Origin of the sequence: Bifidobacterium mellis (assembly GCF_000967265.1) — a bacterium.
Lineage (GTDB): Bacteria > Actinomycetota > Actinomycetes > Actinomycetales > Bifidobacteriaceae > Bombiscardovia > Bombiscardovia mellis.
On sequence record NZ_KQ033885.1, the window covers coordinates 595901 to 609189 of the forward strand.

Annotated in this window: 8 protein-coding genes; all 8 read left to right on the top strand. The window is 56.3% G+C overall.

The genetic code is table 11. The annotated features are described in order from the left end of the window. Positions 1 to 409: 409 nt before the first annotated feature. On the top strand, positions 410 to 2410 hold the full coding sequence (locus tag JF70_RS02730) for a glycoside hydrolase family 20 zincin-like fold domain-containing protein (protein WP_045935201.1): 2001 nt from the start codon (positions 410 to 412) through the stop codon (positions 2408 to 2410). Positions 2411 to 2792: 382 nt separating this feature from the next. Beyond that, complete coding sequence (gene xylA / locus JF70_RS02735; protein WP_045935202.1) at positions 2793 to 4136, top strand: xylose isomerase; 1344 nt, start codon at positions 2793 to 2795, stop codon at positions 4134 to 4136. Positions 4137 to 4470: 334 nt separating this feature from the next. Next, complete coding sequence (locus tag JF70_RS02740) at positions 4471 to 5397, top strand: EndoS/ChiA family endoglycosidase (RefSeq protein WP_045935203.1); 927 nt, start codon at positions 4471 to 4473, stop codon at positions 5395 to 5397. Then, positions 5390 to 6748, top strand: coding sequence for an extracellular solute-binding protein (locus JF70_RS02745; protein WP_045935204.1), 1359 nt, complete (start codon positions 5390 to 5392; stop codon positions 6746 to 6748). Before JF70_RS02740 ends, JF70_RS02745 begins: the two co-directional genes overlap by 8 nt. 44 nt (positions 6749 to 6792) lie before the next feature. Then, positions 6793 to 7683 carry a carbohydrate ABC transporter permease gene (locus tag JF70_RS02750; RefSeq protein ID WP_045935205.1) on the top strand — a complete coding sequence of 297 codons (891 nt, stop codon included), beginning with the start codon at positions 6793 to 6795 and terminating at the stop codon, positions 7681 to 7683. Next, positions 7673 to 8533: a carbohydrate ABC transporter permease gene (locus JF70_RS02755; protein WP_045935206.1), complete on the top strand. Its 861-nt coding sequence runs from the start codon at positions 7673 to 7675 to the stop codon at positions 8531 to 8533. The genes JF70_RS02750 and JF70_RS02755 overlap by 11 nt, the downstream gene beginning before the upstream one ends. 88 nt (positions 8534 to 8621) lie before the next feature. Next, entirely contained in the window at positions 8622 to 9599 is a 978-nt protein-coding gene (locus JF70_RS02760) for an EndoS/ChiA family endoglycosidase (RefSeq protein WP_156149575.1), read from the top strand. A 444-nt stretch (positions 9600 to 10043) separates the two neighbouring features. Continuing rightward, positions 10044 to 13193 carry an alpha-mannosidase gene (locus JF70_RS02765; protein WP_045935207.1) on the top strand — a complete coding sequence of 1050 codons (3150 nt, stop codon included), beginning with the start codon at positions 10044 to 10046 and terminating at the stop codon, positions 13191 to 13193. Positions 13194 to 13289 lie beyond the last annotated feature (96 nt).

Sequence of the window (13289 nt, forward strand, 5' to 3'; positions counted from 1 at the left end):
GAGTGGTACAGTCACTACATTTTCGTGTACTTTATAAACAACGTTTATATATTAACATCGTTTATTAATCTTGCGCAACCTGTATCAACTCGTTTCAACCTGTTAAAGGTTTCTCGATAGAGGCAATTCCATCGTTGAACGCGTCATCGTTGGCCAGAAAGTTCGCCAGTTTCTGCTTCTTGACCAATGCGACCAATCGTAGATTCTTGCAGGCTTGCCGTCTTGTGCGAATGCTGTTTGTATAACGGATATTTGGCTCTGCCGGTGTCCGCTCGGCCTGAATGCCGGAATCTCTTCTTGTCTCCGGCGTACGGGTAGGCTGAGGAGGTGGCCATCGTTGGCCATGGCTGGAGCATGTCTCTGACGCGGTCGTCAGTGGCATCAGCCTGTTGCAGGAAAGGTATGGAGTATGAGTCTTGATAATGGCATCGATGCCGTCGCCGATCCGTCCAGGGAGCGGCCGTTGGCCCTGATTCCCCGGCCGCTCCACTTGCAAAGGGATCGGGGCCGGTTCTTGTTGCCGGTGGCGGGCAGAATTGTCTGCGGTACAGCAGTTGACCAGGAGCTGGGTTCCGTCCTGAGTGGCCAGTTGACAGATACGATTAAGCAGGCCACGGGGATGGTCTGGGATCATTCGCGCGGGCAGGCTTGGACTGGCGCGGTCAGTCTGGATCTGGACCAGAATCTCGGTCCCCAAGAGTATCTTCTGTCCATCGCTGATCAGGGGGAGCGCCGGCCGATTGTCGATATCCGCGGCGGCGACGGTCAGGGACTGCGATGGGGGGTACAGACCCTTCGCCAGATCATCATGCAATGCGGTCCGGTGCTTCCCGCCCTGCACATCCAGGACCGCCCCGCCTACCCAACACGCATCTACAGTCTGGATGTGACCCGGGGTCGGGTGCCCACCATGGACTGGCTGCGGCACTGGGCGGACACATTGGCCCTGTATAAGTTCAACCAGCTGCAACTCTACATTGAGCACACCATGGCTTTCCCGGGCATGAGCGAGGCCTGGAGGGGCACAAGCCCCCTGGAGCCCGGGCAGATCACCGACTTCGATGACTATTGCGCCCGCCTGGGCATCGAGTTGGTGCCTTCGATCTCCACCTTCGGCCACCATTACACCAGCCTTCGCACTCGCGGATTCAGGGATCTGGGCGAGTTTCCCGAGCAGGCGGACCGGCCATACTCTTTCATAGAGCGTCAGGAGCATCACACCATCAATGTCAACCACCCACAGGCTCTGGCATTCTCTACAGGGCTGATTGACGCCTATGCGCCGCTTATGCGTACGCGAAACTTCAATATCGGCGGAGACGAGACCTTTGATCTGGGCAAGGGGCGTTCGCGGCAGGACGGTTCCAGCAAGGATCCTGCTGACATGTATGCCGACTATCTGATCAGCCTGTGCGGTCACCTGCATGCACAGGGCCGTCATCCCATGTTCTGGGGTGATGTCGCTGTGTCCATGCCCAAGGTCCTGGACAGGTTGCCCAAGGACTGCACGCTGCTCAACTGGCTCTATGACCCGCAGGTAGAGCCGGACAAGGTTGCTCTTGTAGCCTCTACAGGGGCCCGGCAGATAGTCTGCTCGGCCGTTCACGACTGGAATCATCTTCTGCCTGGAATCGACAATGCATGGAACAACATCAGCCGTCTGAGCCGATACGGGATCCAATACGGTGCCGTTGGGGCCATGGTCACGGACTGGGGCGATTACGGGCATATCAACGATCCGCGTATGAGTTTGCCTGGCATGGCCTACGCCGCCCAGTGCTTCTGGAATCCCGATGACGATGATCGGGACCGGGTGGACAGGGATATGGGCCTGCTGGTCTATGGGGATGCGACGGGGGACTATCTGCCGGCGCTGATTCAGGCAGGCTCCAGTGTGGTCTTCGGCTGGGACGATATGGTGCGCTACTGGGAGCTGGACGACCGCCACGGCGGTCTTAATCAGGATGTGGCATCTACAGTGCCAGGCGTGCCTGAACCGGATCCGTCTGCCGATGTCGACGAAGCTCGCCGGAGCCTGCTTATGGTTTTGCGCAATCGTCTTGAGCAGGTGGATCAGCGTGATGCTCTGCTGGTCGACGCGGCTGCACGCATGGGCAGGGCGGCAGCCGAAAGCCAGGCTGATGTGCGCAGAACTCTGCAGGCTCAGTTGGTGGCTGTCCATGGCCAACGCCTCTTCAACGCATTGGGTCGTAGTCTGGCCGTTTGCCATGGCGTTCTGCCTGGAGCTCCGGATGCCGGCGCCGACCGGGGCCTGGCCGATGCTTTGGAGATCTGGTTCGAGTCCTACGCCACGGTTTGGCGTCAGGTCAGTCGCGAATCGGAGTTGGGGCGGATCGCCTCCGTGATTTGGGGCTTCGCCGACATTCTTCGGAAAGGGGCGAACTCCTGATCGGATTGGTTGTGATGGTCATGTCGAAAGGTCGGGAGAGCGCAAGGATGACCATCAATGAGTAGAGCGTCGCTCTGCGGCATTTTGAGCGTTTCTTGCACGGAGTCCCAGGATTGCATAAATCTCGAACCAGGCAAATTGTCATGCCAGGAGGAGCTCGACTTTCGTCGTTGGGTGCTAGTTGAGCGCCGGGTCTTATAGGGCGGAGGAGTTTCTTGAAAACCACTGAGTGGTACCTGGGTTGGCAATACCACATCCATATAATTCAACGAATTGACAAAATCGATCCGTCCCCCTACTCTTGGTGTTCAGGAGGCAGGAACTGGTTTCCTCCCCTGTGAACGCCGTAAAGGCAGATGCAATAGGCAAAGGAGCATTTCGGATGGGTCTGTGGGACGTCGACAAGATCGAGTACGTGGGTCGCCAGGGCGTGAAGGAAGGCCTGGGTTTCCGTTATTACGACAAGAACAAGGTGGTGGCCGGCAAGCCTATGAAGGACTGGCTGCGCTTCGCTGTGGCATGGTGGCACACCTTCAACCAGGGCCTGGTGGATCCCTTCGGAGATCCCACCGCGCAGAGGCCCTACTACCGCTACACCGATCCCATGGATCAGGCGCTGGCCAAGGTGGACTACGCCTTCGAGCTCTTCACCAAGCTTGGGGTCGAGTTCTTCTGCTTCCATGACCGCGACCTGGCTCCCGAGGGCGACACCCTGCGTGAGACCGATGCCAATCTTGACAAGGTGATCGACCGAATCGAGGCCGCCATGAAGGACACCGGGGTCAAGCTGCTCTGGAACACCTCGTCGCTCTTCACCAACCCCCGCTTCGAGGCCGGCGCCGGCACCTCGCCCTTCGCTGACATCTACGCCTACTCGGCAGGACAGCTCAAGCACAGCCTGGAGATCGGCAAGCGGCTGGGTGCCGAGAACTACGTATTCTGGGGCGGCCGCGAGGGCTACGAATCCCTCTGGAACACCCGTATGAAGGAGGAGCAGGACCATATGGCCGCCCTCTTCCACATGTGCGTGGACTACGCCAAGGAGATCGGCTTCGACGCGCAGTTCCTGATCGAGCCCAAGCCCAAGGAGCCCACGCTACACCAGTATGACTACGACGCGGCCACCACCATCAACTTCCTGCGCACCTACGATCTGCAGGATAACTTCAAGCTCAATATCGAGGGCAATCATGCCAACCTGGCCATGCATACATATCAGCATGAGGTCCGCGTGGCCCGCGAGGCCGGATTCCTGGGATCCTTGGATGCCAACCAGGGCGACAAGCTGATCGGCTGGGACATGGACGAGTTCCCCTCGGACCTCTACGATGCCACCGCCGTCATGTGGGAGGTGCTGGCCAACGGGAGCATCGGGCCCCGCGGAGGTCTGAACTTCGACGCCAAGCCGCGCCGTTCCTCCTTCCTGCCTGAGGACCTCTTCAGGACCCACATCGTGGGCATGGACACCTATGCCGCCGGTCTGCTGGTCGCGGCCAAGATGCATGAGGACGGCTACATCGAGCAGCTGCAGCAGGAGCGTTACTCCTCCTTCGAGTCTGGCATCGGCGCCACGGTTGAGGACGGCACGGCCACGCTGGCCTCCCTTGAGGAGTACAGCCTTGACAAGCCGCAGGCCGAACTGATCGCCGCCGACAAGTCCGACCATCTTGAAGTGGTCAAGGCCACCATCAACAACTACATCGTCGAGGCTCTGGCCCAGGCCTGAGCTTTAGCTAAGCATCGCTCAACCCTGTACGACGGAATTCGCCCCGTCGGGCAGGGTTTTCTCGTGCGCTTTCGGCTACCCGGAATTCCTGTATGTCATCGTGAGGAGACACTCGGAAGTGTCTGCGGAAAAACAAAGCGGGGATTTTCTGATCTGAGTAATGCCTAAGGCTTGAGGAATGGCCATTCCTGGAGAACTGCATTTCTGTTCTTCTCAGCAACTTTTCTGTGTTTCCGAGGATTTTTGTGGCTCTTGTGTGGTAAAGGGCTATAATGGAACTAAATCGCTTTAGTAGATCATCGAAGAACTACTGCGAACAACATGGAGGTTGTCGATGTCGAATGAGGCAGAGGGCAGGCCAGACGGTAATCGCGAAAGTGACGAACCAGGACCTATTTTGGCCGGTTATTACCGCGCCTGGCACGATAACTGCGGAAAGCCGAAAAGGGGTTCGATTTCACTTGGCGATGTGCCTGCAGACCTGGATCTTGTGTCAATCATCACCAATGGAGAAGTCGATGATGATTTCTGGGTCGCTCTGCCGGCCTACATTGAAAAACTTCATGCGCAGGGCACAAAGGTGGTCAGAACCTTGTTTTTGGACTGCCTCTATCGGGATGCCTACGAGGATTGCGGCAAAGTCCACACTTTTGCCAGGCTTGGCGCAGAAAACGGCGGACCAGATCGCCGTGCGGACGAGATAATTGCCAACTACCTGGAGCCCTTTGACTACGACGGCCTGGTGATTGATGTCGATCATGAACCTGAGTCCGAGCAAATGGCTGCCGTCGCCGAGGTGTTTCACGCTTTGGCGAGAAAGTGGGGACCGGGTTCAGCGTCCTCACGCCTCATGATCTTCGATCAGGATATTCTTCTGCCTCAGACCAGTCTGATTGCTCAGGTCTATCAGGATTGCTCCTATTACTTTGCCGACACCTATGGCATGGATGTTCGTCGTATTCAGGGACTTTTCGAGCAGGTTCGCGACTTTGTCCCTGCTTCGAAATTCGTCACTGGTTTTTCATTCTATGAAGAAGGAGGCCCTCGATGGGGTGATGTCACGTATCCGATTGAAGGAAGCAGGGTCAAAGATCTCCTATCCTGGCATCCGTTTGATGCGTACCGCACGGGGGGACTGTTCGCCTATGCAATAGATCGCGATGGGGTTGCCCAAGGTGACGATCGGTTGCGGCGAACCGATTTTAAAACCATGCACTATTTGAAAGAAGAATTGGAGAACAAAGGAGTCTCTCATGAATAAACTAGGAAAGATATCAGTCATGTTGCTGGCCGCAGCTACCAGCGTCGGGATTTTATCGTCGTGCGGCTCTTCCGAATCGGATAAGAAAACAGTCAAGTTTGCCTACCAGGCCACCGGAGACACCAGTGCCATAAGCAAGTGGATGAAAGACGTCAAAGCTCAGTTTGAGTCTGAGAATAAAGGCGCTACTTTGAAGCTGGAGCCTATCAAGTCGAACGGGGATGACTACGGCAGCAAGCTGGCCTTGATGAGCAAATCCGAAAAAACCGCTCCAGACCTCATGATCCTTGACACGGAAATGATCCGTCCCTATGTCGCAGCTGGTTACCTGAAGCCCATTGATGACCAACTGAAAGGGTGGAAGGACTGGTCGCAGTATTTTGACAGTTCCAAGAACGCCGGCAAAGCCGATGATGGAAAAATCTATGCGGTGCCTCTGGGTACTGACACCAGGGGCATCTGGTATAACAAGGACATTCTCAAGAAGGCCGGCCTGAGTGACGACTGGCAGCCTAAATCCTGGGATGAGGTGATTGATGCAGCGACGAAGATCAAGAAAACGCAGCCTGATGTAATACCGATGAACCTCTATGCCGGCCGTCCTCTGGGAGAGGTCTCAGTCATGCAGGGCTTCGATATGCTTCTTTACGGAACCAAGGGTGGCACACTATACAACACCAAGACTCAGAAGTGGGTCACTGGTTCCAAGCAATTCAAAGACTCCCTACAGTTCATCAAGGATATTTACAGCAAGGGTCTGGCGCCCACGCCCCAGCAGGCTCTGGATCCTCAGCTTGGTGACAAGGTCGGGCAACAGTGGATGCCTCAGTCCAAACTTGGTATGTCGATCGAGGGCAACTGGCTGGCTTCATCGTGGATGCCCGGCGGCGACAGCGAATGGACCGACTGGCAGAAGCATATAGGCTGGTGTGGATTCCCAACTCAGAACGGGCAGAAGCCTGGTCTGATTTCCATGTCTGGCGGTTGGGGCCTGGCGCTGTCCAGCCATACGCAGAATCCTGATCTTGCTTTCAAGGCACTCAAAGTTTTCCAAAATGAGAAGCATGCTGCCGCGTACGACACAATCTCCGGATCGATCGCGGTGCGCAAGGACGTAGAGCAAGACAAGAAGTACCTGGGATCCAATCCCACTATCAAGTTCTTCACGGATTTGGCCAAGTACAGTCAGTACAGGCCGGCGAACTCCCAGTACAAAGAGGTTTCCGACCAGGTCGCAATAGCCACGGAAAGCGTATTGACCGGCCAGAAGTCAGTCAAGGATGCAGCAGCTGAATACGATTCTGCGATAGCCAAAACCGTAGGTGCCGATCATACGCAAGCCGCGAAGTAACCGAATTCCATTCGCGGGTTTTCTTTCGCGACTGAGAGAAGAAAATGAATAGCAGCACAAGAAAGAAATTGATAAACGCTGGGCACTACACCCCGATTCTGCCAGCAGCGGCGATGATGGTGATTTTCCTGCTTGGCCCAATCATATGGTCCCTGTATGCCTCGCTGACCGACTATTCAATGGTTGGTTCAACGGCTGTCAACCCACACTTTGTTGGTCTGAAGAACTATGTGACGCTCTTTACGGATCCTGTTTTCCCCAAGTCCCTGTGGCTGACCATCCTTCTAATTCTGGCCTCGGCACTAATTGGGCAGAACATACTGGGTATGGTCTTGGCTCTGCTCAGTCAAAAAGCGCCCAGAAGACTGACGAAGGTCGTTGACTCAATAGTTGTTTTGGCTTGGGTCATTCCGGATATAGTCGGGTGCTACTGCGCCTACGCGCTCTTTGCTGGCGGAGGCACTCTTGACGCTTTGGGCAAGGTGGTGGGAGCCGATTGGTCGGCCCTTCTCTACTACCATCCAATGACCATCGTCATCATTGTGAATGTCTGGCGCGGCACCGCCTTTTCAATGCTCATCTATCAAGCTGCTCTGAACGACATCTCCAAGGATGTTATTGAAGCTGCTGAGATAGACGGCGCGAATGCCTGGCAGTCTTTCTTCAGAATCAAGCTACCTATCATGCGGCACTCGATTCTTACCAATCTGATGTTGATCACCCTGCAGACACTCTCTGTCTTCAGCATCATCATTGTGCTGACGGGCGGGGGGCCAGGCACGAATTCGAGCACCCTTCCCGTTCTCGCCTACCTGGAGGCTTTCAACTTCTCGAAGTTGGGATATGGAACCGCCATCTCGGTGATATTGGTCGTTGTGGGTGCCCTATTCTCGGTGCTCTATATCAAGTTGCTAAGGACGAATGATGAAGACTGAAGCCACTCTTGATCCACGGATGAACGCACCACACAGATATGACTGGATGAAACTGGCCGCTGCGGTACTGACAGCCCTGATAGGGTTTCTTTTCGCTGCGCCCATGCTCTGGCTGCTGGTGGCCTCCTTCAACACGCATGCGACCCTGTCTTCGTTCAACTTGGGTTTTTCCTTCCAGAACTTCGTCAAGGTATTCAACATGCAGACCTTCGGGTTGCCTATCGTCAACTCGCTGATCATCAGTATTGGCACATCGGTCCTGGTGGTGACTTTTTCAGTCCTGGCAGCCTACCCTCTATCCAGATTCCGTTCAAAGACCACCAACCGGACCGTCAACGCCATCCTCTTCGCCAGCTGTCTGCCGATTACAGCCATGATGGTCCCTGTATACGGGATATTCGTCCAGCTTCATCTGATTGATTCACTGACCGGGACTGTTCTTTTCATGACTGCCTGCGGATTGCCGCAAGGCATCTTCATGATGAAGAATTTCATGGATTCAGTGCCGGTTACCTTGGAAGAAGCCGCTTGGGTGGATGGAGCCACGAGGATGCAGGCCTTGTTCCATGTGGTCGTGCCTCTGATGGTCCCATCGCTTCTGGTCATCTTTATTTCGGAATTCGCCGGGAACTGGGGGAACTTCTTCGTTCCCTTCATGCTTCTGATGTCTCCGGATAAGGAGCCGGCAGCCGTCAGTATATACACCTTCTTCGGGCAGCATGGCACGGTTGCCTACGGCCAGCTGGCAGCTTTCTCCCTGCTGTATTCAATACCTATTCTGATTATTTACGAAGTCACGAATAGATACATTGGCAACCAAACCCTGCTTGCCGGTGCGGTCAAGGAGTAGAGACGAAGCGTCGATGCCACAGAGAGGAGGAAATCGACATTTTATCTGCTTCAGTTAAAGCAAAGGCAAGTTTGAAAAGAGATCAACCATGAAAATCCGGAGATTGTTAACGGCATCAATGGCCATATTGGCCTTAGCCGGAACGTCTGCGATAGGGGCGGCTACTGCCTGGGCCGAGCCTGCTGTTCAGGGGAAGACCCACGAGATGACCGTCGCCTATTTCAGGGCCTGGAGGGATACGCATTCGGATCCGACTGTCAATTTCAACTCGATGTCGGATCTGCCCAAGCAGGTGGACATAGCCATCGCCTTCCCCAACCCGGAGACCACTCAGGCCTTCTGGGACACTCTTCCTGGGCAGATTGAGTCCCTGCACAAGCAGGGTACAAAAGTGATCAGGAGTCTGGATATCAGCCTCTTCTATAAGGATGATTTCAACGACCCTCATGATCATCAGTCCCTTTCGCCCATGGAGAGCAACGCAGAGGGGTACGCCAAACGCGCCAGCGAGCTCAAGAAGTCCTATCTTTACTTCCCTGGACTGGACGGCTTTGTTGTCAACGCAGAGGCGAGCATGACCTCCACTGACGTTCAACGAGCCACAGGGGTTCTCAGGGCCATGTCGAGTTACTACGGGCCCAAGTCACCTGAGCCGAGTTCCATCTTTGCCTACAACACCAACAAGCCCGGAACCAACAGCCTTTATAGGGGAGTGTCCGACGTAGTCTCTTACGTCTTCGCCGATGCCTACGGGCGTTCGGTCGGAGCCCTCCAGCGGGATTGGGAGACCTACAAGGGCACAATCAAGAGCAGGCAGTACATTCCGGGTTTCTCGTTCTATGAAGAGCGTGGCGGATGGTGGTATGACACCGAAGAGCCGATGTCAACCAGCAGGGCCATGCAGTACGCTCTTTGGGAGCCTGACGGCGGGGCCGATGGCGCACAAAAAGGCGGCATTTTTGAGTATGCCGTCGATAGGGATGGAGTGCGTCGTGGCGACGACAAGCTTCAACCTACGACCTTCGAATGGACCAAGGCCCTTTCGGCAGCCATGAACAAGAAGTGATGACCATCTGAAAATCGAGGGTCCTTCTGCCTTCCGGCACCTGGACCCTCTTGTATTGTTGAGGGCTTTCCCGATTGCTAGTGCCGATTCAACATATTGGGGGAAACGATCTCGGATATATACCCTTGAGAGCTGCCAATTCGCGAACAGTGAACAAGGGCCATTTCCGGGAGCTACAACATAAGGCTGAGGTGTGCTCGGAGGCTGCAAGTCTTGATAGGTCAATGGGTTTTCTCAAAGCAGTTGAAGGTCCCAAAATGTCGTGATACCGCCCTTCGTCAGGTATCCATCCTGGTGGAATCTGGGCTTATACCGACTTTTCGAACTTGTGAATAGAAACGCGCTATTTTGTTGGGGGCCATATCTTTGGATATTGGATAGGGTACAATTGAACTAAACCGCTTTAGTAGAGATGCGAAGCGGACCTACGAGGAGGTTGTGAGGATGCAGCTGAAGATAGAACGCGTGCTTGACAAGTGCGATCGTGTCATGCGTCAACGCGTGCTACCGAAGATTGAGCGGCCCATGGGCAAGGTCCAAGTCCGCTCTTTCGTCATTTCCGGGGAACCGATACCGTCATCGGAGTTCTTCAAGAAAGTACAGAGCAAGAGTGTGGACTTCCGGCCTCTCTCCTTGGGGGATACCTGGGGCACGACCTGGGGGACCACCTGGATGGAGGTGACCGGTCGCGTCGATGCCGACTGGGCGACCAGGGCTCCTATCGAGCTGGTGGTCGACCTGGACTGGCATCCGGATGCGCCGGGCGGTCACTTTGAGGCCCAGGCATATAGGAGTGATGGTTCGATCATCAAGGCCGTCAATCCCCGCAACCGCTGGATTCCGCTTGACGGCACTGACCTGGATGGGAATCCGACACATGACGAAGCTTCGGTCATCGACGCTGATGGAACCTTTACCATCTATCTGGAAGCGGCCTGCAATCCGCTCTTGCTTGGAACCCCCGCATTCGTGGAGACGCAGCTGGGCGAGGGAACCACGGGACGCGCCGATGAACCCAATGTCCTCAAGCAGATGGATGTCTGCCATTTTGACCATGAGGCATGGAACTACTATATGGATCTTGAGGTCACAGCCCAGCTGATCCGTGAATGCAACGAGAGCCAACCTCGGTACTGGCGTCTGGGCAAGGCCCTGCAGCGTTCGCTGAATATCTACGATGAGCGTGACCTGACCACATTAGCACCGGCTCGACAGGCCCTGGCCGGTGTGCTGGCAGTGCCGGCGACCCCCAGCGCCCTGGATCATGCGGCAGTGGGGCACTCCCATATTGACTCCGCCTGGCTCTGGCCCAAGCGGGAGACCAGGCGCAAGGTGGCGCGGACGGTATCGAACATGCTTGCGCTGATGGAGCGCGACCCTCAATTCATCTATGCCATGAGCTCGCCCCAGCAGTATGCATGGCTGGAGGAGGATCATCCTGATCTTTTCGCCCGTGTCAAGCAACGCATCCAGGAAGGTAGGTTCATCCCCGTCGGAGGGATGTGGGTGGAATCCGACGGCATGCTGCCCTCAGGGGAGTCGTTGACCCGTCAGTTCACCTATGGCAAGCGGTACTACCGGGAGCATCTGGGGGTGGATACGACAGTGGTCTGGGAGCCGGACAGCTTCGGCTATACGGGCCAGTTCCCTCAGATTGCCCGCCGTGCAGGAATGACTTCATTCCTCTCGCAGAAGATCTCCTGGAACGATACGACCAAATTCCCGCACCATACCTTTGATTGGCAGGGCATCGACGGCACTGCCATCTTCACGCATTTTCCTCCCATGGATACCTATGCCTCCAACATGACGGCCCGGGAGCTCAATCACTCCGAAGAGAACTACCAGGACAAGGACATCTCGACCAGGGCCCTGGTCCTGTTCGGCTATGGAGATGGCGGCGGCGGCACCACCAGGGAGATGCTGGGACGCTATGACCGTCTGCATGACGTTGAGGGGTCGGCCAAGGTGCGGTATCAGGCCCCTGAAGACTTCTTCCGGCAGTCAGAGGAGGAAATCCGCAAGGAGGCCGGTTCCGAGATGCCCGTCTGGAAGGGCGAGCTCTATCTGGAGCTGCACCGTAAGACTCTGACCTCCCAGCAGGATATGAAGCGGGGCTGCCGGCAGGAGGAGGCCATGCTGCGCACGGTCGAATACCTGTGCGCCTACGCCGGCTTGGTCGATGACTCCTACACCTACCCCCGTCAGGAGCTGGACGAGATCTGGCGCACGCTTCTGCTCAACCAGTTCCATGACATTCTTCCGGGTTCCGCCATTTCCTGGGTGCACAGGCTGGCCAGGGAAGACTACCACAGGGACATCGCCCGTCTGGAGCAGATCGGCGATGAGGCTGCCCGCGTCATAGCCTCCGCACAACCACAGGCTTCCATGGTGTCCGATGCCAAGCTGATACCCATGGAGGGCAAGGGTCAGACGGCCTGGGAGGCTGTTGGACCAGTCCATGCCCAGGAGGGGCCTGAGGGCATCCAGCCTGTCCAGGTCAGTCAAGAGGGCGATGGATTCGTCATGGACAACGGTCTTATCCGTGCCGTCGTCGCTTCGGATGGCGAGGTTCATTCCATTCTTGACAGGACCTCCGGCAGGGATCTGGTTCCGCAGGGCTCCTCGGTGGGCGGATACGAGCTCTTCAAGGACGAGCCCTACATGTGGGATGCCTGGGATCTGGAACGTGATGCCCTGCTGACCGCTGCTCCGGTCGATGACCCAGTCACCATGGAGGCCTTGGAATCCGGTGTTCGGGTATCGCGTCGGCATGGGGAGACCACCATCGTGACCACAATCGGGCTGACCCCGGGCGGCAGGCAGTTGGACTTCACTGCTGACGTGGATTGGCACCAGGATGAGCAGCTGCTCAAGGTGGACATTCCCGTCGCCGTTCAGGCCAGGTACGCGCAATTCGAGTGCCAGTACGGCTTCATCGATAGGCCCATTCAGAAGAACAACGCCGCTGAAGAGGCTCAGTTCGAGAGCTGCACGCACCGATTCGTCAGGATCAGCGACGACGACCTTGCTGTTGGCGTGGTCAACGCTTCGACATACGGCGGCGACACCACACCGATTCACTACGACGAGAAGGCTGGCAAAGAGGCAGGCACCTTGGTCAGGCTGACCCTCCTGTCGGCTCCGGTCTTTCCCGATCCGCATACCGATAGGGGCAAGCACAGCTTTGCCTGGTCCATCGTCCCTGGGGACACCCAGGCTGACATTCTGCAAGCAGCCTATGCCCTCAACGCGCCGGTCTTCCATCATGGACTGCCTGCCGTTGAGCCCCTGGCTGGTGTCGAGGATATTCAGGGCACTACCGTCATCGACTGGATCAAGACGGCTGATGACGACAGCGGCGATGTGATCGTCAGGGTCTACAACCCGGATTCTTCGCCCTCCAAGGCCAGGCTGCGCACAGGATCCGTCCTGCAGGGGACGACTGTGAAAGAGACCAACTCCCTGGAGAATGGTCCTGTGCCCGAGGGTGTGCGGCCAGGCCTGTGCTCCGAACAGGGTGCACAAGCTGATGGGGCCTTGCTGGATCTTGTTCCCTTCCAGTTCACCACATTGAGACTCTCCAGGCGCTGAATCGCCTGACCAAGGGTGTCTGTCCGGCCGGTTCGCTCGTCGTTTTGGACCGGCCGGAAGCTCCACAAAGAAGTGAGTAGTAAAAAAGAAAGGAAG